Raw genomic sequence first — 22,517 nt, forward strand, 5'->3', positions numbered from 1 at the left:
TTGGTGGGAAACATCCAGCCCTTGCGGGCCTCGTGTCAGTCCTGTCGGTTTCTAATGCCGCAGGTATTTGGTAACGCTAACAATATTCAAACAGTCCAACATTGGGACTACTAGGGATAGGGGATATACGCATTCCTTCTGCATTCAGCCCTCATTTCTCAGCAGATGGACCTGCTGTGTCGGAAGCTCCAGCGCCACGACATTTAAAGTTGTTGGTAGCGCTATCCTTGATTCGATCAGGCGCTCGCTTCCCGGCACCAGATCGACGAAGTTGTCGGCCAGTCCGCCTTGCTGAAGCCACAGGCCCTTGATGGGTCGGTCGCAGCCCAGGCGCAAGGTCTGACCCTCGGCACGGACGGAAAGACGGGCGCCCGCCAGGCGGTAGAACTTGAAGGGCTCGGTCCAGGCGCAATCGCGCGCCAGCTCGCGCCCGTCGCGCGGGTCCAGCGCCAGCACCTCCGCGACGACAGGCTCGCCGAGCGCAGGCAGGGCCAGCGTCGTCTCGGCGCTTGTCGACGCCGCCACCTGCTGAGCCGCGCCGGCTTCTGCAAGCAGGCGGCCATCCATCGCGAAGACCCGCAACTGCAGCGTGACGGCAACGCTGTCAGCACGGCCGTTCATCAGCGCCACGCGGGCACGCCCCTCCTCCAGCCGTACGGCGACTGCAAGCGGTGCCAATGCGCGGCGCACCGCATGCCAGGCGGGCTTGACCGTGCCCGACGAGTCGATGAGGGCCCAGCTCGTCACCGGCCAGCAGTCGTTGAGCTGCCAGACCAGGGCGCCGCCGACAGCCCGCGCGCCCGGCTTCTGCCAGCGGCGCCGGAAGTCCTGGTAGGCCACGCGCATGGCCTCGGCCTGCACGAACTGGGTCGCATAGACATGGTCTGCCAGCGTGCCGCCGACGCGCAGGTTGTCGGCCAGGTAGACCGACAGCCGCCTGTGCCCGTCCGGCCCGCTCGGCGAACCCGCCTTGTTGTGCCACTGCACCGTGCGGCTTTCCGGGAAGCGCTCGGCCTCGGGCAGTACCGATTCGAGCAAGGCCAGCGACGGATGCGACTGCATGCCGAACTCGCTGACGAAGCGCGCCTGCACATCGCCATAGCGCTGGTAGGGCAGCATCTGTTGGTGCCAGACCTCCCAGCTGTGACGGTCGCCCACGGTCACGTCGGAAGATTTGGCACCGTCACCCGGCGTGAAGGGGCTGCCCGGCCAGTAGGTGGTGTCGGGGTCCAAAGCTTCGCAGACCGCAGGCAGCAGGCCCTCGTAGATGGCACGCGCCTCGAAGCGCTCGGCCGGCACACCGGGGCCGGCCAGGCCGACGGACTCGGCCAGCATGTAGTCCTCGTTGTTGCCGCACCAGAGGGCCATGCAGGCGTGATGGCGCAGCCGCTTCACCTGGCCTTCGGCCTCGGCGCGCACGCTGGCCAGGAAGGCTTCGTTGGCCGGATAGAGGCCGCAGGCGAACATGAAGTCCTGCCAGACCAACAGGCCGAGTTCGTCGCAAGCCTCGTAGAAGGCCTCGTCCTCGTAGATGCCGCCGCCCCAGACGCGCAGCATGTTCATGTTCGCGTCCGCCGCCTGCGCAACGCGCTCGCGGTAGCGCGCCGGCGTGATGCGCTCCAGCAGGTTGTCGTCGGGAATCCAGTTCGCGCCGCCGGCAAAGAAGGCCTGGCCGTTGACCTCGAAATGGAAGCTGCTGCCGGCCTCGCCGTCGACTGGCGCCTGCACCAGGCGCAGCGTGCGCAAGCCGATGCGGCGGCTGTCTTCGGCGACAACGTGCTCGCCGTCCAGCAGGCGCGCCACTAACGTGTACAGCGGCTGATCGCCCAGGTCGCGCGGCCACCACAGCTGGGCGTCGGTGACGCTCAAGGTCGCCCGCGCCGCGTCGGCCGGCACGTTCTGGCTGGCCACGCTGTTGCCTTCGGCGTCCAGCAACTCGAATTCACAGCGCAGGCCAGCGCCGCCCGTGGGCCGGGCCGACACCTGCAGCGTCGCGCGTCGCCCCGCCACATCGACGTCGCTGCGGCAATGCAGGTCGTCGATGCGCGCCGACCAGCTGTGCCGGCGCACGGCACGCCACGGGCCGCTGACGATGAGTTCAGGGCCCCAGTCCCAGCCGAAGTGGTACTGGGCCTTGCGCGCATGCAGGCGGGCGCTGTCGCCGTTCCACAGCGGGCGCTTGCCATGCACGGTCTCCACCCCGCGGGCACGGGCTAGGGCCGGCTCGAAGCACAGCAACAGTTCGTTGCGACCCGGCTGCAGGTGGCGGCGCACGTCGACACGCCGCGCCACGAACATGTTGTCGGACTCCAGCAGGCGCTCGCCGTTGAGCCAGACGCTGCACCAGGTATCCAGGCCCTCGAAGACCAGGTCTTCGTGATCGGCCAGTTCGCCGGCCTCGAAGCTGAGGCGCCAGGCCCAGCGCTTCTCGCCGACCCAGCGCACCTCGGCCTCGTTCATGCCGTAGAAGGGATCGGGGATGCGACCGGCCGCCAGCAGCGCACCATGGGCCGTGCCCGGCACCGTCGCCGGCAGCCAGGCGTCGGCTGGAAGCACTGCCAAGCCGCGCGCATCGGCACCGGCCGGCGCTTCGGCCAGCTGCCAGCCCTCGTGAAGATCAATCAAGCGTTCGGAGATCACTGCGCTCAGGGTCCTCGCGGCGCGTTGCGGCAACCGCTAAACATCAATTTGTTGCGCATTTTGTTTCTCTGTCAAACGTTCGGCGATCAGGGATAGCACCGACGATTTGCGGGTAGACAACGCTGTTTTGGCAAATCCGAACTGCGGATAATGATTTCGTTTACTAAACATTCATCCTGATCTACAACGCCGCCGTGATCCGCAACACGCGCCTGCTCCAGCTCACCCTGCCCCTCTGCCTGGCCCTCGCCAGCGGGCAGGCCCTGGCCGCGCGGCTGGTGATCTGGATGGTGGGCGACGACAAGACGCCGCAAGTCATGCAGCCGGCCGTCGCGGCCTTTCGCGCCGCCCACCCGGACGTCGCCGTCGAGGTGCGCGACGTGCCCTGGGCTGATGCGATGACCAAGTACTCCGCCGCGCTGGCGAGCCGGCGCGGGCCCGACCTGGTGACGGGCAGCACGTCCTACGCCATCGCGCTGGGCGCCAAGGGCGCGCTGGTGGACCTGAAGGAAGCAGCACCCGACCTGGCCCACCAGCTCGAAGAACACGCCAACCCCGGTGCCCTGCGCGCCATCCGTGACAACAAGGGCCGCCTTTACGGCGCGCCCTTCGACATGCATGTGCAGCTGCAGTACTACCGCAGCGATCTGCAGCCCGCCGCTCCCACCGACTGGGAGGGCTTCATCACCGCCGCCCGCCGGCTGCGCGGCCGGGGTCATGGTTTTGCCCAGCAATGGGGCAACACCAGCTGGCTGGGCTTCTACCCCTATCTGCGCCAGGCCGGTGGTTCGGTCTATGACGCCAGTTGCCAGCGCGCCGTCATCGACAGCCCCGAGGCCGTGCGCGCGCTGACCTACTACTCACGCCTGTATCGAGAGCTGCAGGCGCCCACCGACGGCTGGCCCGACGCCGACGGCGGCCTGGAGAGCGGCGCCTACGGCCTGATGCAGTCGGGCACCTGGCTGCTGTCGCGCATGGACATGGTCCACAAGGGCCTGGTCGGCAAGTGGGCCGCCGCCGCCCTGCCCGCGGGACCGACGGGCAAGCGCACGGCGGTGCTGGGCGGCACGGTGCTGGCCATCACGCGCTTCTCGCCCAACCGCGAGCTGGCTCTGGACTTCATGCGCACCGTCTACCAGCCCGAGGTCACGCGCCGCATGGCCGAGGCGGCCCTGGCCTATGGCGGCATGTGGCTGCCCTCGGGCCGCCAGGACCAGATCGCCAGCCTGCCGCTGCCGAACCGCGACGCGTTGCTGGCCCAGCTCGCCGACGCCGAAGGCCCGCCGCCCTGCCCGGCCTGGATGCGCCAGGACTACATCGTGACCCGCGCCGTGCAACGCGTCGTGCTGGCGGGTGGCGATGCGCAGACCGAGCTGAGCCGCGCCGCCGCCGTCATGAACCGCGCGCTGGAGGCCCAGCGATGAAGACGGTCTGGCGCCGCCATGGCCGCGACATGCTGTTGGTCGCGCCCTTCTTTGCGCTGTTCGGCCTGTTCGGCGTCTGGCCGGTGCTGCGATCGGCCTGGCTGAGCTTTACCGACTATCACGCCACCGATGAGCCCAACTTCATCGGCCTGCGCAACTACGCGGAGCTGGCGGCCGACGAGCGTTTCTGGACAGCACTCGGCAACACTGCCGCCTATATGGCCTCGGTGTCTTTCATCGCCGTCACGCTCGGCCTGGTGCTGGCACTGGCCTTCGGCAGCAACTCGCGCCTGCATCAATGGGTGCGCGTGGCCTTCTTCCTGCCGGCCGTCGCCGGCGGCGTGGGCGCCATCTCGGCCTGGAAGTGGCTGGCCAACTCCGAGGCCTATGGACTGTTCAACAGCATCCGCACGGCGCTCGGCATGGAGCCGGCTCGCTTCCTCGGCGACCCGCAATGGACGCTGCCGGTGCTGGTGCTGGTGGGCGTGTGGTCGGTGCTCGGCTACAACCTCGTTATCTTCGTGGCCGGCCTGCGCGCCATCCCCGAAGAGCTGTATCAAGCCGCGCGCCTGGACGGCGCCTCACCCTGGCAGCAGTTGCTGCACATCACGCTGCCCAACCTGCGGCCGACGCTGGTCTATGTGACCGTGACCGGCATGATCGCCAGCTTCCAGGTCTTCTACGAGCCCTATCTCCTCTACGGTGCGGTCGACACCCTCGGCGGCCCGCTGGACTCGGCGCTGATGCTGGTCACCTATCTCTTCGACCGGGGCTTTCGCCAGCTCGATCTGGGTCTCGCCTCCGCCGCCGCATGGGTGCTGACGACCCTGCTCTTTGGCCTGACCTGGCTCAACCTAAAGCTGATGGGGCGGGAACGATGAAGTGGCTACGCGCCCCACTCTGGCTGCTGGTACCTGCCATGCTGCTGCCCTACTACTGGATGGCCATCGGCGCCTTCAAGAGCGTGGCCGAGCTGCTGCGCCAGCCACCTACGTTGTGGCCGCATGCCGCGACCTCGCGCAACTTCTTCAACCCCGACTGGGTAGGCACCACGGCCGACCCGGACAAGCTCGCCGGCATCCTGCAGGTACAGGTGGAAGGCCACGGTTTCCTGCGCTTCTATGCCAACAGCCTGCTTGTCACCGTCGTCGTCACGGTGCTCAGCTTGCTGGCAGCGTCGCTGGTCGCCTTCGTGCTGACCAAGCGCCCCTTCCCCGGCAGCCGTTGGCTGTTCCGCGCCCTGCTCGTGTCGATGATGCTGCCCTGGGAAGTGACCATCGTCCCCAACTTCGTGACGGTGGCCCAACTGGGCTGGATCAACAGCTATGCCGCCCTGTTGGTGCCGGGCCTGGCCAAGGCCTTTGTCGTCTTCTACTTCCGCCAGGCCATGCTCGCCGTGCCCGACGAACTGGTGAACGCCGCGACGCTGGACGGCGCCGGCACCCTGCGCATCTGGTGGAGCGTCGTGCTGCCCATGCTGAGGCCGGCGCTGGCGGCCATCGCCATTCCGGTGGCGGTGGGCGAATGGAACAACTTCCTGTGGCCGCTGCTCGTCGTCAACGATGCGGCCACGCTGACCCTGCCGCTGCAACTCGGCAAGATGGCCGGCGACCTGAGCTTCAACCCGCAATCGGCCGCCGTGCTGATGGCCGGGTCGCTGCTCGCCTCGGTGCCGGCCGTCATCGTCTTCCTCCTTTTCCAGAAGCAGTTCGTTGCCGGCTTGCAGGCGGGCGCCACCAAAGGTTGATATGAAGTCATTGAAAGGATTGATGTTGGCTCTGTCTATGACGCTCCCGGCGATGGCCCATGCCGATGCGCGCCTGCAGGCCGTCATGCAGCGCCTGGACGCCGGCGAGCCCATCACGCTGGCCACCATCGGCGGCTCCATCACGACGGGCTATGCGGCGCAGCCGCCGCGTGAGCGTGGCTGGGCCGCTCTGCTGGCCAAGTCGCTCGGGCCCAAGGTCAAGCTGGTGAATGCCGGCGTCAGCGGCACCGACTCGGCTGCCGGCGTGCAGCGCCTGCAGAAGCAGGTCATCGACGCCTCGCCCGACCTCGTCATTGTCGAGTTCGGCGTCAACGACCAATGGCTGGACCCGGCCGTGCGCGGCAGCAGCTTTGAAGCCATCCTGCGCAAGCTGCTGACCGCCAAGAAGCCGCCCGCCGTCGTCGTGCTGGGTCTCACCCAGCAGGGCGACCAGCCGCGCGACGCGACCGATATCCAGCTGAAGCTGGCGGCCCACTACGGCTTGACGGCCCTGGACTTCGGCCGCTGGATGCAGGCCCGCGTCGATGCCGGCCAGGACCGCTGGGCGGCGCTCTACGACGAGCCCGTGCATCCCAATGCCACCGGCCATCAGCGCATCGCCCTGGCGCTGGCAGAGACGCTGCGCGCCACTGCCGACGGCAAGACCCCACCGATACCCGAGCCCCTGTTCGGCCGCGCCCACGAGTTCACCCGCCTGCTGATGGGCGAGACCCTCAAGCCCTACCAATCCCACGGCTTCGAGCGCGGCGGCGAGGTGCATCCCGAGTGGACCGGCCAGCAGCCCGGCTGGACAACCAAGGCCGATGACGCCGAGGCCAGCTTCCTGGTCTACGGCAGCGAGATCGCCGTCTTCCACGCCGAGAGCGAACACTACCGCAACCTCGAGGCCCGCGTGGACGAGGGCGCCTGGGTCACGCTGCAGGGCCAGGTGCCCGAGCGCAAGGGCTATCTTGGCTGGCACTACACGGTCGTCGGCCGCGGCATCGAGCCCACCGCCCATCTGCTGCACGTCCGCGTCAAGCGCGACGAATGGGCTGGCAGCAGCCGCCCCGCCAGCCTGCTCGCCATCATGTCGGCCGGCATCCTGCCGCCGGCCTTGCGCAGCAGCGACTTCGTCCGCGAAGCCCTGCCCGGCAAGCTCATCAGGCCCGACGACACCCGGCTGCGCTGGATCGGCCGCATCGGGCCTGCAGCCAATGGCAAGCTGCTGGCCTGGAGCGGCAGCGAGCTGCGCGCCCGCTTCACCGGCCGCCAGCTGGGCCTGAGCTTTGCGTCCACGCATTGGGGCAGCAGCCACTTCAGCGTCGAGATCGACGGCCAGCGCCACTGGCTGGCTGCGCCGGGCAACGCGACGTCGGACTGGAAGCTGCGCGAGCCGCTGGCCGACGGCCCGCACGAGCTGCGCCTCGTCAAGCGCACCGAGGCGCCGATGGCCGAGACCCTCTTCCTCGGCCTGCGCCTGGCCGACGGCGGCCAGCTGCTGGACCCGCCACCCGCCCGCCCACTCAGGCTGGAGTTTTACGGCGACTCCATCACCGCCGGCGCCTGCAACGGCGACATCGCCGACGACCAGTACGAAGACCTCTACCCTCACGACGGCACGCGGGCCTATGGCGCGGTAACGGCCGCGCGCCTCGGCGCTGACTATGTCGGCATTGCCGTCAGCGGCATCGGCATCACGGCGACCTGGGGCGAGTTGTTGATGCCGCAGATCTGGAACCGCTACGCGCCGCGCCTGGACGCGGCTGTGGCGCCACCCGACCCGCGCGCACCCGATGTCGTGCTGCTCAACCTTGGCCAGAACGACCACGGCTTCCCGGCGTCCAAGGGCCAAGGCATCGCCCCCGACTTCGGCGAGCGCTACCTGGCTTTCGTGCGCCAGCTGCGCGCCCGCTATCCGCAAGCCAGGATCGTGCTGCTGATGGGCGGCATGTCGGCCCCGCGCGAGCAGCCCGCCATCCCGCATGCCGTGCAACGCGCCGTGCAGACGCTGCGCGACGAAGGCGACAACAAGGTGTGGAGCTACCGCTTCGAGGCCTTTGCCTGGGCTCATCCGCGCATCGACGTCCACGCCCAGATGGCCGACGAGCTGACCCGCTTCCTGAAAGACGAGGTTCTGAAATGAATGTCCCCGACATGCGCCGGCCCGAAGCGCTGTGGGCCCATATGCGCCACACCCTGGCCTTCTACGCACCGCGCGTGAAGGACGTGAGCGGCGGCTGCTTCCAGTTCTTCAAAGACGATGGCACGGTCTATGACCGCCACACACGGCACTTGGTCAGCAGCACCCGCTTCGTCTTCAACCATGCCCTGGCCTGGCGCTGGTTCGGCGGGCCGCTGAACGACGTGGCCCATGCGCTGGCCTTCGTCAACGAGGTGCATGCACGACCCCAGGGCGGCTATGCCTGGGTGCTGGACTGGCACAACGGCCGCGCCTCGATCACCGACGGCACCAACCACTGCTACGGCCTGGCCTTCGTGCTGCTGGCGAACTCGCATGCGGCCGAGGTCGGCGTGCCCGGCGCACGAGACGGCATCGCGGTGACCTTCGAGCTGATGGAAAAGCGCTTCTGGGAGCCGGCCCATGGCCTCTATGCCGACGAGGCGACGCCGGACTGGCAGGTCGGCGCCTACCGCGGCCAGAACGCCAATATGCATGCCTGCGAAGCCATGCTGGCCGCCCATGCCGCCACCGGTGAAGCCCGCTACCTCGAGCGCGCGCTGACCCTGGCCACCTCCATTGCGCAGCGCCAGGCAGGTCTCGCCGGCGGCCTGGTCTGGGAGCACTACAACAGCGACTGGACGCCCGACTGGGACTACAACCGCGACGACAAGACCAATATCTTCCGGCCCTGGGGCTTCCAGACCGGCCACCTGACCGAGTGGGCCAAGCTGCTGCTGATGCTGGAGCGGCGCCTCGGCGCTGCGGCACCGGACTGGCTGCTGCCGACGGCTCGCCACTTCTTCGACACGGCAATGAAGCATGGCTGGGATGCCGACCACGGCGGCCTGGTCTACGGCTTCGCGCCCGGTGAGTCATGGAGCCCCCCGCCCGCGGGTACGCAGGCAGCCCCCCGAGGGGGCCATGTCGGCCTAGGGAGCGGCCCGTCGCCCGACATGGAGGTGTGCGACGCCGACAAATACTTCTGGGTCCAGGCCGAAAGCCTTGCCGCTGCCGCCTGGCTGGCGGTGCGCACGGGCGACGCCGCCTACTGGCAGTGGTACGACCGCCTCTGGGCCTATGCCTGGCAGCACTTCGTCGACCACGAGCATGGCGCCTGGTACCGCATCCTGGCGCCCGACAACAGCAAGATCACCGACGAGAAGAGTCCCGCCGGCAAGACCGACTATCACACCATGGGGGCCTGCCAGGACGTGCTGGCGGCCCTCGGCGTGCAACCGCCCGCGCGGAGCTGAGCCATGCGCCGCTTTGCCACGCCCCTGCTGATCTGCCTGCTAGCCGCCTGCGGTGGTGGGGGTGGCGGCGCTGCCGCCGACCCGGCGCCACCACCCGCGCCCGTCGATCCCTTCGCCGCCTACCCGACCATGCCCACCGGCACGCCGCCTGGCGCCTCGGCCCAGGCGCGCACCGCCGCGGCAGCGCTCGGTAGCGGCATCAACTTCGGCAACATGCTGGAAGCGCCCACCGAAGGCGCCTGGGGACTGAAGGTCGAGGACGAATTCATCAACCTCTTCGGTCAGGGCGCGGGTTACAGCACCGCCGTCCGCCTGCCGGTGCGTTGGAGCAACCACGCCAGCCTGGATGCGGCCGCCACCATCGACGCGGCCTTCATGACCCGCGTCGATGGCATCGTCACCAAGCTGCTCGCCCGCGGCGTCACCGTGGTGCTGAACATGCACCACTACCACCAGCTCGATGGCGATGCCGTCGAGACGGGCGAGGCCAGCGTCGCGGCCGACGTGGTGCAGCTGCGCTTCCTCGCCATGTGGAAGCAGATCGCCGAGCGCTTTGCCTCGGCCGGCCCGGGCCTGGTGTTCGAGCTCTACAACGAGCCGCACAACAAGCTCGAGGCCGACTGGAACACGCTGGCCTCGCGCGCCCTGCGCGTGGTGCGCGTGAGCAACCCGAGCCGCATCGTCATGATCGGCCCGGTGCAGTGGAACAGCCCCTATGCCCTGTCCAAGCTACAGCTGCCGGCCGACGCCAACCTGCTGCTGACAGTCCATCACTACGAGCCCTTCACGTTCACCCACCAGGGCGCCGAATGGATCAGCCCGCCGCCACCGCTGGGCGTGGACTGCTGCGATGCGACCCAACTGGCCAAGATCCGCGAAGGCCTGGACCTGGCCGCCAACGCCGGCAAGAGCCTCGGCTACCCCGTCGTGGTCGGCGAGTTCGGCGCCTACAGCCGCGCGGCCCAGGCCGCCCGCGTGCGCTACCTGAAGGCCATGCGTACCGAAATGGCCGCGCGACAACTGCCCTGGATGTACTGGGAGCTGGCCTCGGGCTTCGGCCTCTACGACCCGGTGACCCATGCCTGGCGGACCGAGCTGGTCCAGGCCCTGTACGGCAACACGCTCTGACGAAAGACCTGACTCGATGATGAAGATGCGACACCTCGCCGCCCTCTGCCTGCTGGCGGCTTCCACCGCTGGCGCAGCCGAACGCCTGCCCTGGCGCGGCATCAGCCTGTCCAGCGCCGAATGGGGCGAGAAGACCTTCCCCGGCGTCCACGGCAAGGACTTCGTCTACCCGACGGTGGCCAGCACGGCCTACTACCAGGCCAAGGGCATGAACCTGATGCGTGTCGGCTTTCGCTGGGAGCGGTTGCAGCCGACACTGAACGGCGACTTCGATGCCGCCGAACTGGCTCGCCTGCGCGCATTCGTCGACGGCACGACGGCCCGCGGCCTGCATGTGATGCTGGACCCGCACAACTACGCGGCCTACAAGGAAGTCCACGTCGGCAAGCCCGAGGTGCCCATCGCCGCCTTCGCCGACTTCTGGCGCCGCCTGGCCCTGCAGTTCAAAGACAACCCCAAGGTGCAGTTCGGCCTCGTCAACGAGCCGCGCAATATGCCGACCGAGACCTGGGGCCAGGCCGCCCAGGCCGCCATCGACGCCATCCGCGCCACCGGCGCCACCAACCTGATCACTGTGCCCGGCAATGGCTACACCGGTGCCTGGAGCTGGTTCGAATCCACCTGGTACGGCACGCCCAACGCCGAGGTGATGGGCAAGGTGCGCGACCCGCTGGACCACATGGTGTTCGAGGTGCACCAGTACTTCGACAAGGACGGCTCGGGCACCAAGGCCGAGTGCGTCAGCCCGCAGATCGGCGTCGAGCGCCTGCAGCGCTTCACCGCCTGGCTCAAGGCCAACAAGCGCCGCGCCGTGCTGGCCGAACTGGGCGGTGGCGCCAATGCCGTCTGCGAGCAGGCCGTGGCCGGCGCCCTGAAGCATCTCGAAGCCAATGCCGATGTCTGGACCGGCTGGCTGTGGTGGGCCGGCGGGCCGAGCTGGGGCGACTATTTCCTGTCGCTGGAGCCGGGCGCCGATGGCAAGGACAAGCCGCAGATGCGCTGGCTGGAGCCGTTCTTGCGCTAGTCCTCTTTCATCTGCGCGGCCTTGGCGATGGGCGCCAGCCGCGCCTTCTCGGCGGCGAGGAATTTGCGGAAGTCCTCGCGGCTGCCGCCCGTCGGGTCGATGGCCAGCGGGATGAGCTTGGCGCGCAGCTCGCTGGACTTCAGCGCCGCATTCACGGCGGCATTGAGCTTGTCCAGGATGGCCTCGGGCGTGCCCTTGGGCGCGAACACACCCGACCAGTGGCCGATGAAAATGTCGTTGAAGCCCTGCTCCTGGGCCGTCGGCAGGTCCGGCAGGGCCGCGATGCGGCGGTTCCAGGTCGAGGCGATGGCCTTGAGCTTGCCGGCCTTGACCATGGACATCACGACCGGGCTGGCCTCGGAGGTTGCGTCCACCTGGTTGCCGACCACGGCCGCCATGCCCTCGGAGCCACTCTTGAAGGGCACGATCTGCAGCCTGGCGCCGGCGCGCAGCTTCAGCATCTCGGCGACGAAGTGCGGCGTGCTGCCGGTGCCGGCGGTCGCGAAGTTCAGGCTCTGGCCCTTCTTGGACGCCGCGATCAGGCCCTTGAGGTCCTTGATACCCGAGTCGCCCGGCACGACGACGACCGAGGGGCTGACGGCCATCATGACGACGGGCACGAGGTCGTCCTCGGCATAGGGCATGCGCGTCTTGATCAGCGCATTGGTGATGACGCCGGCCGCCGGTGCCAGAAAGGTGTAGCCGTCGGGCGCTGCCTTGGCCACATAGGCCGCGCCGATCATCGAGCCGGCACCGGGCTTGTTCTCGATGACGATGGGCTGGCCGAGCTGCTTGGCCGTGGCTTCGGCCACCGTGCGGGCGACGATGTCGTTGGCGCCGCCCGGGCCGAAGGGCACGACAAAGTGGATGGGTTTGCTGGGCCAGGCGGCCTCCTGGGCATGGGCGCCCAGGGCCAGCAGCAGGGCCGGGATCAGGACAAGGCGGTGGCGCAAGGTTCGTCTCCTGGGGTGTGGGGTCAAGCCTAGCGTGAGAACCGCACAGGCATATGCATCTGACAAAAGCTTTGTTGGGCTTTTTGTCATCCGCCTTCAGACTGGCGACGTTGCCACCCTTACCGACAGCTTCCGCCCCCACCGATGTGTGAGCTTTTCGCCCTCAACAGCCGCCAGCCGGCCGCCGCCACCTTCTCCCTGAGCGGCTTCGCCGCCCGCGGCGGACGCACCGCAGACCATGTCGACGGCTGGGGCGTGGCCTTCCACGACGGCGAGCGCTGCGAGGTCACGGTGGAAGACAGCCCGGCGGCCGAGTCCGAACTGGCGCGTCATCTGGGCCACCACCCGGTGCGGGCCCGCAACATCCTGGCCCATATCCGCAAGGCCACCCAGGGCGTCCGCGCCGTCGAGAACTGCCACCCCTTCCGCCGTGAATGGGCCGGTCGCACCTGGGTCTTCGCCCACAACGGTGATCTGAAGGACTTCCATCCCGAACTGGACGGCAGCTTCACGCCGGCCGGTCAGACCGACAGCGAACGTGCCTTCTGCTGGCTGATGCAGCGTCTGCAGCAGCGCTTCAGCACCGCACTGCCCGCCTGGCCCGAGCTGGCCGCGACGCTGACACCCTGGATCCACGAGATTGCCGAGCACGGCCGCTTCAACCTGCTGCTGACCGACGGCCGCGCCATGCTGGCCCATGCCTCCACCAAGCTGCACTGGCTGCAGCGCCGCCCGCCCTTCGGCCATGTCTCCCTGCGCGATGGCGACTTGAGCGTGGACCTGGCCACCGTCAACAACCCGGCCGACCGCATGGCCCTGGTGTCGACAGAGCCTCTGACCCATGGCGAAGCCTGGGCAGCGTTTGCACCCGGCGAGGTACGCGTGTTCCAGGACGGCGACTGCGTCTTTCTGAGCGAAGGCCTGCTCGAACTAGCTGCCGCCTGATCTGGAGCCCCTCGCCCGCTCTTGCCCCGCTGCACGCGGGCAAGATCGATCGGTCCCCCGAGGGGACGGCGATGCTTGCGGCGTCGATCCGCAAGCACATCACCTGCGCGGGCCGGCTAGGGAGCGGCCCGGCGCTCGGCCCGGAAACATCAATCACCCAAAGCGCGATCCACCAGAGTTCGGGCCTCCTGCAGCAGCCGCTGCAGATGCGCCTCGTCGCGCCAGCTCTCGGCGTAGATTTTGTAGATGTCCTCGGTGCCCGAGGGCCGCGCGGCGAACCAGCCGCCCGCGGTGCAGACCTTGACGCCACCGATGGGCGCGCCATTGCCCGGCGCCCGGTTCAGCACCGCCGTGACTTCATCGCCGGCCAGCGTCTTGGCCGTCACGGCGTCGGCCGTCATGGACGCCAGCTTCTGCTTCTGCTCGCGCGTGGCCGGGCCCTCGATGCGGTCCGCATAGGGCTTGCCCAGGGTCTCGGTCAGCACCTCATAGCCAATGCCCGGGTCTCGACCCGTGCGGGCCGTGATCTCGGCAGCCAGCAATGCGGCGGTGATGCCGTCCTTGTCCGTCGTCCAGACCCGGCCGTCGCGGCGCAGGAAGGACGCACCGGCACTCTCTTCGCAGCCCACACCCAGGCTGCCGTCCAGCAGGCCCGACGAGAACCACTTGAAGCCAACCGGCGCATCGAAGAGGCGGCGACCCAGGCGTTCGGCGACGCGCTCGATCAGCGCCGACGTGACGACGGTCTTGCCGACGGCCGCCCCCGGGCGCCAGCCGGGCCGGTGGCGGAACAGATAGTCCACTACGACGGCGAGATAGTGGTTGGGCGGCATCAGCCCGCCGCTGCGCGTCACGATGCCATGACGATCATGGTCGGTGTCGCAGGCGAAGGCGATGTCGAAGCGGTCGCGCAATTGCGTCAGGCGCCGCATGGCCCAGGGCGAGGATGGATCCATGCGGATCTGGCCGTCCCAGTCCAGCGTCATGAAGGCGAAGCGCGGGTCCACCGCCTCACTGACGACGGTCAGAGGCAGCCGGTAGCGCTCGGCAATGGCGGGCCAGTAGTCCACGCCCGCACCGCCGAGCGGGTCCACGCCCAGCCTGAGGCCCGCAGCGTGGATGAGGTCGACATCCACGACCTGGGGCAAGGCCGCCACGTACTGGGCGCGGTAGTCGTGCACATGGCAACCCGGCGCGGCACGGGCGCGCTCGGCGTCCTTGCGCTGCACACCGTTCAGCCCGTGCAGCAGATAGTCGTTGGCCGTTTTCTGGATCGCCGCGGTGATGTCGCTGTCGGCCGGGCCGCCATGCGGCGGGTTGTACTTGAAGCCGCCATCGCGCGGCGGGTTGTGCGAGGGCGTGACGACGATGCCGTCGGCGCGCGCCCAGGGCTCGCGGCCGAGGTTGTATTCGAGGATGGCCAGTGATACCGCCGGCGTCGGCGTGAACTGACCCGCCGGCGCCAGCATCACTTCCACACCATTGGCGGTCAGCACCTCCAGGGCGCTCAGCGTCGCGGGCTCGGACAGGGCATGCGTGTCGGCGCCGAGGAACAACGGGCCGGCGATGCCCTTTTGCTTGCGGTGGTCGCAGATGGCCTGGGTAATGGCCAGGACATGCCACTCGTTGAAGGAGCCGTCCAGGGCCGAGCCGCGATGGCCCGAGGTGCCGAAGCTGACCTGCTGCTCGGCGCAGGACGGGTCGGGCTGGCGTGAGCAATAGGCCTCGCGCAGGGCCTCGACGTCGATGAGGACGTCGGGCGGCGCGGCTTGGCCGGCAAGCGGATGGTGTTCAGCACTCATGCCCCGCATCCTGCCCAGCGCGGCCGAGCGGTGGTGCCGGACTGTTACACCTGGGTTTGCAGGCCCTGGCCTACAGCGCCGGTCTATCCCGCTTCGACCGGCGCCACGCCATGCTCATGCAGCACCAGGCCGCGGTACACCGCCGTGTGCGCCGGTGTTCCGACGCCCAGTTGCAAGCCTAGGCCATGCACTCGCCCGCTGAGCCAGCTCAGCTCGAGGCGATTGCCTCGCTCCAGGTCTTCGGCCATTGATGAGCGAAAGGCCGCCGGCATCGCGACGAGCTTGCTCATGATTTCGTCGGCGAGACCAGCGCGCATCGCCACGCCATGGGCCTGTGCCACGGCAACGGCTTCGTCCACCAATTGGCGCTGGAAGGCCCGCGTCTCGGCATTGCCAAGGATGGCCCCCATGCGCGCGCGCAGCAGCGACGTGGCACCGGACAGCGAGGCCAGGGCGACAAACTTCTCCCAGATCGTCTGCGTCGCGTTGTCGCTGAGCTTCACGGACAGCCCAGCCAGGCCCGCCGCGGTCCGCTCCAGCTCGGCCAGCGTCGAATCGCCGCGCAGCCGATCGGCGACGATCATGTGCAGGCCACCCGGTGAGCGGATCACACCCGGCCGGGCGATGACGGCGGACACATAGATCACACCGCCCAGCACCGTGGCGGAGGGATCGAGGTGAGCGCGGATCATGGCCACGCTGTCGATGCCGTTCTGCAGCGTGAGCACCCGCGTGTGGGGCCCGACCAGCGCCGCCATGGCCCGAGCGGCACTCTCGGTGTCGAAGAGCTTGACCGCAAAGATCACCAGATCGACCGGCCCGACGCTGGCTGGGTCGTCCGTGGCGCTGACCTGCGGAAGATGCAGCGCCAGCTCGGGGTGCTCGATCCGCAAGCCTTCTCGCTGCAATGCGGCCAGGTGAGCGCCGCGGGCGATGAACACCACATCATGACCCGCCTGCTGCAGCCACGCGCCGGCATAGCCGCCAACACCGCCCGAGCCCATGATCGCGATGCGCATGATCGTCCTGTCGCCTGAATCTGGAGGGCAGCCAGCATAGTGGGCTGCCGCGCAGCGCGCTGATGAGTGGTTTCAGGTCACCGGCGCCGGGTTGAACAGCACCAGGGCGTTGTGCAGCTTCCAGTGCTCGGCCCAGGTCTTCCTGCGGCCGCTCGCGACGTCCAGCAGCAGGCGGAACATGGCCCAGCCGGTCTCCTCGATGGTCGCCTCGCCGTCGGCGATCTTGCCGGCGTTGATGTCCATCAGGTCATGCCAACGGCGCGCGAGGTCGGTGCGTGTGGCGACCTTGACGACCGGGCATTCGGCCAGGCCATAAGGCGTGCCGCGGCCGGTGGTGAAGATGTGCAGATTCATGCCGGCCGCGAGCTGAAGCGTGCCGCAGATGAAATCGCTGGCAGGCGTGGCGGCGTAGACGAGGCCGCGCTGGTCACGCTTGAGCTTGTCGCCGGGCGACAGCACATGGGAGATGGCCGAACTGCCGCTCTTGATGATGGAGCCCATGGCCTTCTCGGCGATGTTGGAGAGGCCGCCGGCCTTGTTACCGGGCGTGGTGTTGGCGGCACGGTCGACGCGGCCCCGGTCCAGATACCGGTCGTACCAGCCGAGTTCGCGAATGATGGCGTCGGCCACCTCGGGCGTGGCGGCGCGGCTGGTCAGCTGCTCCACGGCGTCGCGCACCTCGGTGTTCTCGCTGAACATGATGGTGGCGCCGGCGCGCACCAACAGGTCGGCGCAGAAACCCACGGCCGGGTTGGCCGTCACGCCGGAGAAGGCATCACTGCCGCCGCATTGAACGCCAACGACGAGTTCGCTGGCCGGCACGGTCTCGCGGCGGCGGGCATTCAGACGTTCAAGGTGGGGCCTGGCGCTGTTGAGGATGTCGTCCAGCATGGACATGAATCCCACGTGAGCGTCGTCCTGCAGGCAGATGGTCTCGGGGCCGCTCGCCGGGTCGCGCTCATCGGTGATGGGGAAGCTGCCCGGCGGCAGCAGGCGCGCCGGCTGCAGCTTCTCGCAGCCCAGGCTCACCACCATCACCTCACCGCCGAAGTTGGGGTTCAGCGAGATGTTCTTCAGAGTCCGGATGGGGATGACGGCGTCGGGTGCGTCGATGGCCACGCCACAACCGTAGCTGTGCTCCAGGCCGATGACGTCGTCGACGTTGGGGTAGTGCGGCAGCAGCTCGGCCTTGATGCGCGCCACGGCCTGGGCGACGACGCCGGCGACGCATTGCACCGTGGTCGTGATGGCGAGGATGTTGCGGGTGCCCACCGAACCATCAGCATTGCGATAGCCCTCGAAGCTGTAGCCCTCCAGCGGCTCGGCGACCGGTGGCTTGACGGTGGCGATGGGCAGGCCTTCGAGCGCGCGGGCCGAGGGCATCTGCAGCAGGCGCTCATGCACCCAGCTGCCGGCCGCGATGGGCTTCAGCGCATAGCCGATGGGCACGGCATAGCGCAGCACCACCTCGCCCTCGGCGATGTCGCGCAGCGCGACCTTGTGGCCCTGCGGCACTTTCTCGCGCAGCACCAGGCCAGCGCCCGGCACGCCGTCCGGCAGGCGCGTGCCCTCCGGCAGACCGCCGTCATTGGCGACGATGGCGACGTTGTCCTCGTCGCGCATGCGGATGGTCAGCGGCGGGCGTTGGGAAGGGGAAACGGCATTCATATCCGGCGTCGGAGTGGCTAAAGTGCAAACAAGGCTTGTTGTACGTCGTCTAGTTGTCGTACAACTAAACTCACTTTAGACGCCCTGACCACTTCAAGACTCCGGGAAAACCCGCGAATGCACGCCCCCATCACCCGCCGCCGGCCCCGCACCCTGGCCCTCGAACTGGTCGAATCTCTTGGCGACCGCATCCGCGCCGGCCAACTGCAGGCCGGGGACAAGCTGCCCACCGAGGCGGCCATCATGGAGGAGTTCGAGGTCAGCCGGACCGTCGTGCGCGAGGCGATTTCCAAGCTGCAGGCGGCCGGCCTGGTCGAGACGCGCCATGGCATCGGCACCTTCGTCATCGGCCCCGGCGATGGCCCCTCCTTCAAGATCACGCCGGAGCAATTCAGCACCCTGCAGGACGTCATCGCCGTGCTGGAACTGCGCATCGGGCTGGAAACCGAGGCCGCCGGCCTGGCCGCCCAGCGCCGCAGCGAAGCCAACCTTGCCGCCTTGCGCAGGGCGCTGGATGCGGTGATCGCCGCGGTGGAAGCCGGCCAGGACTCGGTGGCGGCCGACTTCCAGTTCCACCTGGAGATCGCCCGCGCGACGCAGAACAGCCACTTCGCCGACCTGATGGCCACGCTGGGCGCCCAGATCATTCCGCGCGCCCGGCTGGAGCCTGCGAGCGACATGAGTGCCGAGCGCCTGGCCTATATGCGGCGGGTCAACACCGAGCACGAGAACATCCTGGACGCGATCGCCAACCAGGATGCCGAATCGGCCCGCGCTGCGATGCGCACCCACCTCTCCAACAGCCGCGAGCGCCGTCGCCGCGCTCAATCCGAAGCTTCGTAAAGAACCGCAGATTGCGGGTTATCCCTAGGATTTCCGGATTTGATCTAAGTTGTACGATGACCTACAACTTAAGCAACTCGGCGCTGGCCGAGCTCCCAGTCATCCCAACACCCCCGGAGACCCGCCCATGTCGCCTCAAGAACTCAAAGCCGTCCTCGAAGCCGGCCTGCTGTCCTTCCCGCTGACCGACTTCGATCAAGCGCTGAACTTCGCGCCCAAGGCCTATGCCGAGCGCCTGGAGTGGCTGCAGCCCTACGGCGCCTCGGCCTTGTTCGCGGCCGGCGGCACGGGTGAGTTCTTCTCGCTGGAGCCGGGCGAGTACAGCGAGGTCATCCAGGTGGCCCTGGACACCTGCCGCGGCCGCACACCCATCCTGGCCGGTGCCGGTGGCGGCACCCGCGTCGCCATCCAGTACGCGCAGGAGGCCGAACGCCTGGGCGCCCAAGGCGTGCTGCTGCTGCCCCACTATCTGACCGAAGCCAGCCAGGAAGGCCTCGTCGCCCACGTCGAGGCCGTCTGCAAGAGCGTCAAGTTCGGCGTCGTCGTCTACAACCGCGGCGCCTGCAAGCTGACGCCGGCTTCGCTGCAGGTGCTGGCCGACCGCTGCCCCAACCTGATCGGCTTCAAGGACGGCCTGGGCGACATCGAGAAGTTCGTCGCCATCCGCCAGACGATGGGCGAGCGCTTCGCCTATCTGGGCGGCCTGCCCACGGCCGAGGTCTTCGCCGGCGCCTACAAGGCCATGGGCTGCCCGGTCTACTCCTCCGCCGTCTTCAACTTCATTCCGAAGACCGCGATGGAGTTCTACAACGCTCATGCAGCCAACGACACAGCGACGACCGACCGCCTGATCCGCGACTTCTTCCTGCCCTATATCGCCATCCGCAACAAGGCCGAGGGCTATGCGGTGTCCATCGTGAAGGCCGGCGCGACACTGGTCGGCCACGGCGCCGGCCCGGTGCGCCCGCCGCTGTCCGACCTGCTGCCCGCCGAGGTCGACCAGCTCGGTGCATTGATCTCCAAGCTCGGCCCGCAGTAAGCCGTTATTCGACAAAAACAAAGGAGACAACACGATGAAGCGACTGCTGACCTCCGTGCTGCTGAGCCTCGCTGCAGCGACCGGCGCCCTGGCCGATGCCTGGCCCGCCAAGCCGGTGACCCTGCTCGTGCCCTTCCCGCCCGGCGGGTCGACGGACGCCATCGCACGGCTGCTGGGCAACAAGCTGCAGGAGAAGCTCGGCGCCAGCTTCGTCGTCGACAACCGCGGTGGCGCCGGCGGCACCATCGGCACGGCCGCGGCCAAGCGCGCCGCGCCGGACGGCTACACCATCCTCGTCTCCTCTCTCGGCCCCCTGGTCATCGGCCCGCACCTGCTGAAGAACGTCGGCTACGACCCGACCAAGGACATCGACTACATCACGGTCGCCGTGCAGGCACCCAATGTGCTGGTCGTACCGGCCGCGTCGCCGCACAAGAGCATGGCCGAGGTGCTGGCCTTCCTGAAGACCCATCCGGACAAGATGAGCTTCGCCTCTTCCGGCAACGGCAGCAGCGACCACATCACCGCCGAACTCTTCTGGCAGCAGACCGGCACCACCGGCCTGCACATCCCCTACAAGGGCGGCGGTCCGGTCATGACCGACCTGCTCGGCAACCAGGTGGACTCCAGCTTCATGAACATCAACACCGCGCTGCCGCAGATCAAGGCCGGCAAGCTGCGCGCGCTCGGCATCACGAGTGCCAAGCGCTCGCCGGTGCTGCCCGAGGTGCCGACCATGGACGAGCTGGGCATCAAGGGCCTGCAGGTGTACTCCTGGCAAGGCGTGGCGGCTCCGAAGGGCCTGCCCGCCGACATCAAGGCCAGGCTGAATGCCGGCATCGTCGCCACGCTGAACGCGCCCGACGTGAAACCCAAGCTCATCGAGCAGGGCTTCGAGATCGTCGCCAACACGCCCGAGCAGTTCACCGCCTTCCAGGCCGCCGAGTTCGAGCGCTGGAAGAAGGTGATCACCGAACGCAAGATCACCGCGGACTGAGCATGCGCCGCCTACCCGCCATGGCCCCGGAGCTGCGCCGCCAGTGGGTGCTGGGCTTGGGCGCCCTCGCCCTCTTGACCGGCTGCGCCAGCCCGGCCCCACAAGCCGCGCCGGACGACAGCCGCGCCGTGGCGGCGGCCGTCGACCAGTTGACCCAACTGATGCTGAAACCCGACGCGGCCGGCCTGGGTCTGCTGCTGCACGACCGCCTGAGCTACGGCCATTCGGGCGGCAAGGTGGACAGCAAGGCCAGTCTGACCCAGGCCTTGGTGAGTGGCAGCTCGGCCTTCGGCCGCATCGACCTCAGTGCACAGACCGTGAGCGTGGTGGGCGACGTGGCCAGCGTCCGCCACGTCTTCGACGCCGACAACCGCCCCGCCGGCAAGCCGCCGACGAAAGTCCATCTGCAAGTGCTGAGCGTGTGGCTGCGCGGCAGCAGCGGTTGGCAGTTGCTGGCCCGTCAGGCCGTGACCCTGTCCTGACCTGCGACCCCCATCCCTGAACATCCCATGAATTCCACCCCCGTCATCAAAGAGCTGCGTGTCATCCCGGTCGCCGGGCGTGACAGCATGCTGCTCAACCTCAGCGGCGCCCATGCGCCCTTCTTCACCCGCAACCTGCTGATCCTGACCGACAGCGCCGGCAACACCGGCGTCGGCGAAGTGCCCGGCGGCGAGAAGATCCGCCAGACGCTGGAAGACGCTCGCAGCCTGGTCGTCGGCCAGCCCATCGGCGCCCACCAGGGCCTGCTGCAGAAGATCCAGCAGACGTTTGCCGACCGCGACAGCGGCGGCCGAGGCCTGCAGACCTTCGACCTGCGCACCACCATCCATGCCGTCACGGCCATCGAATCGGCCCTGCTGGACCTGCTGGGCCAGCACCTCGGCGTGCCGGTCGCGGCCTTGCTCGGCGAAGGCCAGCAGCGCGACTCGGTCGAGATGCTGGGCTATCTCTTCTACGTCGGCGACCGCACCAAGACCAATCTGCCCTACGACAGCGACCCGGGCGCCGACAACGACTGGTGCCGCCTGCGCCACGAAGCCGCGATGACGCCCGAGGCCATCGTCAAGCTGGCCGAAGCCGCCCACGCGCGCTACGGCTTCAACGACTTCAAGCTCAAGGGTGGCGCCCTGCGCGGCGAGGAAGAGGTGGAGGCCATCCGCGCCCTGCACGAGCGCTTCCCGCAGGCCCGCGTCACGCTGGACCCGAACGGCGGCTGGCTGCTGAAAGACGCGATCCGCCTGATGCGCGACATGCACGGCGTTCTCGCCTATGCCGAAGACCCCTGCGGTGCCGAAGACGGCTTCTCCGGCCGTGAGGTCATGGCCGAATTCCGCCGCGCCACCGGCCTGCTCACCGCCACCAACATGGTCGCCACCGACTGGCGCCAGCTCGCCCACGCGCTGTCGCTGCAGAGCGTGGACATCCCGCTGGCCGACCCGCACTTCTGGACCATGGCCGGCTCGGTGCGCGTCGCGCAAACCTGCCGCGACTGGGGCCTGACCTGGGGCTCGCACTCCAACAACCACTTCGACATCTCGCTTGCCATGTTCACCCACGTCGGCGCCGCGGCCCCCGGCAAGGTCACAGCCATCGACACCCACTGGATCTGGCAGGACGGCCAGCGCCTGACCAAGGAGCCGCTGAAGATCGTCGGCGGCCACGTGGAAGTGCCCAAGAAGCCGGGCCTGGGGATCGAACTGGACATGGCCCAGGTCGAGAATGCGCACCAGCTCTACAAGCAGCATGGACTGGGTGCACGCGACGACGCCATCGCGATGCAGTTCCTGATCCCAGGCTGGACCTTCAACCCCAAGCGCCCCGCACTGGACCGCTAAGACCACCTCCAT

At 68.4% G+C, this 22,517-nt stretch carries 18 protein-coding genes; 13 read left to right on the top strand and 5 right to left on the bottom strand.

The window, feature by feature from the left end; all coding sequences use genetic code 11:
* Positions 1 to 144: 144 nt before the first annotated feature.
* Positions 145 to 2,625: a glycoside hydrolase family 2 protein gene (locus tag AC3WOE_RS20020; protein WP_492692921.1), complete on the bottom strand. Its 2,481-nt coding sequence runs from the start codon at positions 2,623 to 2,625 to the stop codon at positions 145 to 147.
* Positions 2,626 to 2,834: 209 nt separating this feature from the next.
* On the opposite strand from AC3WOE_RS20020, the gene AC3WOE_RS20025 reads away from it, so the two are divergent.
* From AC3WOE_RS20025 to AC3WOE_RS20055, 7 genes are read left to right on the top strand one after another with little or no spacing between them, the layout of a single operon-like run.
* On the top strand, positions 2,835 to 4,064 hold the full coding sequence (locus AC3WOE_RS20025; protein ID WP_492692923.1) for an extracellular solute-binding protein: 1,230 nt from the start codon (positions 2,835 to 2,837) through the stop codon (positions 4,062 to 4,064).
* A complete protein-coding gene (locus tag AC3WOE_RS20030; protein WP_492692924.1) occupies positions 4,061 to 4,945 on the top strand; it encodes a carbohydrate ABC transporter permease in 885 nt (294 codons plus the stop codon). Before AC3WOE_RS20025 ends, AC3WOE_RS20030 begins: the two co-directional genes overlap by 4 nt.
* Complete coding sequence (locus AC3WOE_RS20035) at positions 4,942 to 5,811, top strand: carbohydrate ABC transporter permease (RefSeq protein WP_492692926.1); 870 nt, start codon at positions 4,942 to 4,944, stop codon at positions 5,809 to 5,811. Before AC3WOE_RS20030 ends, AC3WOE_RS20035 begins: the two co-directional genes overlap by 4 nt.
* Before the next feature lie 22 nt (positions 5,812 to 5,833).
* Positions 5,834 to 7,957, top strand: coding sequence for a GDSL-type esterase/lipase family protein (locus AC3WOE_RS20040; protein WP_492692928.1), 2,124 nt, complete (start codon positions 5,834 to 5,836; stop codon positions 7,955 to 7,957).
* Positions 7,954 to 9,249 (top strand): AGE family epimerase/isomerase, encoded by a 1,296-nt coding sequence (locus tag AC3WOE_RS20045; protein WP_492692929.1) that lies wholly within the window; start codon positions 7,954 to 7,956, stop codon positions 9,247 to 9,249. The genes AC3WOE_RS20040 and AC3WOE_RS20045 overlap by 4 nt, the downstream gene beginning before the upstream one ends.
* Positions 9,250 to 9,252: 3 nt before the next feature.
* Positions 9,253 to 10,377 (top strand): glycoside hydrolase family 5 protein, encoded by a 1,125-nt coding sequence (locus AC3WOE_RS20050; protein WP_492692930.1) that lies wholly within the window; start codon positions 9,253 to 9,255, stop codon positions 10,375 to 10,377.
* Between the two features lie 16 nt (positions 10,378 to 10,393).
* Positions 10,394 to 11,401 carry a glycoside hydrolase family 5 protein gene (locus AC3WOE_RS20055; protein ID WP_492692931.1) on the top strand — a complete coding sequence of 336 codons (1,008 nt, stop codon included), beginning with the start codon at positions 10,394 to 10,396 and terminating at the stop codon, positions 11,399 to 11,401.
* Here the strand turns inward: AC3WOE_RS20055 and AC3WOE_RS20060 are convergent.
* On the bottom strand, positions 11,398 to 12,354 hold the full coding sequence (locus tag AC3WOE_RS20060; protein ID WP_492692933.1) for a tripartite tricarboxylate transporter substrate binding protein: 957 nt from the start codon (positions 12,352 to 12,354) through the stop codon (positions 11,398 to 11,400). The two genes, AC3WOE_RS20055 and AC3WOE_RS20060, sit on opposite strands and share 4 nt — an antisense overlap.
* Positions 12,355 to 12,498: 144 nt before the next feature.
* Between AC3WOE_RS20060 and AC3WOE_RS20065 the strand changes: the two genes are divergently transcribed.
* On the top strand, positions 12,499 to 13,299 hold the full coding sequence (locus tag AC3WOE_RS20065) for a class II glutamine amidotransferase (protein WP_492692935.1): 801 nt from the start codon (positions 12,499 to 12,501) through the stop codon (positions 13,297 to 13,299).
* Positions 13,300 to 13,448: 149 nt separating this feature from the next.
* Here AC3WOE_RS20065 and pgm read toward each other — a convergent pair whose 3' ends face one another.
* The 3 genes from pgm to garD all read right to left on the bottom strand — a co-directional run bounded on the left by pgm (position 13,449) and on the right by garD (position 17,788).
* On the bottom strand, positions 13,449 to 15,101 hold the full coding sequence (gene pgm / locus AC3WOE_RS20070; protein WP_492692936.1) for a phosphoglucomutase (alpha-D-glucose-1,6-bisphosphate-dependent): 1,653 nt from the start codon (positions 15,099 to 15,101) through the stop codon (positions 13,449 to 13,451).
* Positions 15,102 to 15,184: 83 nt separating this feature from the next.
* The gene (locus AC3WOE_RS20075) at positions 15,185 to 16,120 is read right to left on the bottom strand and encodes a ketopantoate reductase family protein (protein WP_492692937.1); all 936 of its coding nucleotides are present in this window, start codon (positions 16,118 to 16,120) and stop codon (positions 15,185 to 15,187) included.
* 72 nt (positions 16,121 to 16,192) lie between these two features.
* Complete coding sequence (gene garD, locus AC3WOE_RS20080; protein WP_492692938.1) at positions 16,193 to 17,788, bottom strand: galactarate dehydratase; 1,596 nt, start codon at positions 17,786 to 17,788, stop codon at positions 16,193 to 16,195.
* 117 nt (positions 17,789 to 17,905) lie between these two features.
* Between garD and AC3WOE_RS20085 the strand changes: the two genes are divergently transcribed.
* From AC3WOE_RS20085 to gudD, 5 genes are all read left to right on the top strand, one after another.
* Positions 17,906 to 18,631 (top strand): FadR/GntR family transcriptional regulator, encoded by a 726-nt coding sequence (locus AC3WOE_RS20085; protein ID WP_492692940.1) that lies wholly within the window; start codon positions 17,906 to 17,908, stop codon positions 18,629 to 18,631.
* Between the two features lie 127 nt (positions 18,632 to 18,758).
* The gene (gene kdgD, locus AC3WOE_RS20090; RefSeq protein ID WP_492692942.1) at positions 18,759 to 19,670 is read left to right on the top strand and encodes a 5-dehydro-4-deoxyglucarate dehydratase; all 912 of its coding nucleotides are present in this window, start codon (positions 18,759 to 18,761) and stop codon (positions 19,668 to 19,670) included.
* Positions 19,671 to 19,704: 34 nt separating this feature from the next.
* The gene (locus AC3WOE_RS20095) at positions 19,705 to 20,667 is read left to right on the top strand and encodes a Bug family tripartite tricarboxylate transporter substrate binding protein (protein WP_492692944.1); all 963 of its coding nucleotides are present in this window, start codon (positions 19,705 to 19,707) and stop codon (positions 20,665 to 20,667) included.
* Positions 20,668 to 20,669: 2 nt separating this feature from the next.
* Complete coding sequence (locus AC3WOE_RS20100; protein ID WP_492692945.1) at positions 20,670 to 21,149, top strand: nuclear transport factor 2 family protein; 480 nt, start codon at positions 20,670 to 20,672, stop codon at positions 21,147 to 21,149.
* Positions 21,150 to 21,176: 27 nt separating this feature from the next.
* Positions 21,177 to 22,505, top strand: coding sequence for a glucarate dehydratase (gene gudD / locus AC3WOE_RS20105; protein WP_492692947.1), 1,329 nt, complete (start codon positions 21,177 to 21,179; stop codon positions 22,503 to 22,505).
* The last annotated feature ends 12 nt before the right edge of the window (positions 22,506 to 22,517 follow it).

This window comes from Roseateles sp. FW305-36 (genome assembly GCF_058787015.1).

Excerpts from the sequence above, each read along its gene's own strand:
- AC3WOE_RS20065 (WP_492692935.1), top strand. The coding sequence starts at position 12,499 with ATGTGTGAGCTTTTCGCCCTCAACAGCCGCCAGCCGGCCGCCGCCACC.
- AC3WOE_RS20100 (WP_492692945.1), top strand. The coding sequence starts at position 20,670 with ATGCGCCGCCTACCCGCCATGGCCCCGGAGCTGCGCCGCCAGTGGGTG.
- AC3WOE_RS20045 (WP_492692929.1), top strand. The coding sequence starts at position 7,954 with ATGAATGTCCCCGACATGCGCCGGCCCGAAGCGCTGTGGGCCCATATG.
- AC3WOE_RS20085 (WP_492692940.1), top strand. The coding sequence starts at position 17,906 with ATGCACGCCCCCATCACCCGCCGCCGGCCCCGCACCCTGGCCCTCGAA.
- garD (WP_492692938.1), bottom strand. The coding sequence starts at position 17,788 with ATGAATGCCGTTTCCCCTTCCCAACGCCCGCCGCTGACCATCCGCATG.
- AC3WOE_RS20040 (WP_492692928.1), top strand. The coding sequence starts at position 5,834 with ATGTTGGCTCTGTCTATGACGCTCCCGGCGATGGCCCATGCCGATGCG.
- kdgD (WP_492692942.1), top strand. The coding sequence starts at position 18,759 with ATGTCGCCTCAAGAACTCAAAGCCGTCCTCGAAGCCGGCCTGCTGTCC.
- AC3WOE_RS20055 (WP_492692931.1), top strand. The coding sequence starts at position 10,394 with ATGATGAAGATGCGACACCTCGCCGCCCTCTGCCTGCTGGCGGCTTCC.
- AC3WOE_RS20095 (WP_492692944.1), top strand. The coding sequence starts at position 19,705 with ATGAAGCGACTGCTGACCTCCGTGCTGCTGAGCCTCGCTGCAGCGACC.
- AC3WOE_RS20030 (WP_492692924.1), top strand. The coding sequence starts at position 4,061 with ATGAAGACGGTCTGGCGCCGCCATGGCCGCGACATGCTGTTGGTCGCG.
- gudD (WP_492692947.1), top strand. The coding sequence starts at position 21,177 with ATGAATTCCACCCCCGTCATCAAAGAGCTGCGTGTCATCCCGGTCGCC.
- AC3WOE_RS20075 (WP_492692937.1), bottom strand. The coding sequence starts at position 16,120 with ATGCGCATCGCGATCATGGGCTCGGGCGGTGTTGGCGGCTATGCCGGC.
- AC3WOE_RS20050 (WP_492692930.1), top strand. The coding sequence starts at position 9,253 with ATGCGCCGCTTTGCCACGCCCCTGCTGATCTGCCTGCTAGCCGCCTGC.
- pgm (WP_492692936.1), bottom strand. The coding sequence starts at position 15,101 with ATGAGTGCTGAACACCATCCGCTTGCCGGCCAAGCCGCGCCGCCCGAC.
- AC3WOE_RS20035 (WP_492692926.1), top strand. The coding sequence starts at position 4,942 with ATGAAGTGGCTACGCGCCCCACTCTGGCTGCTGGTACCTGCCATGCTG.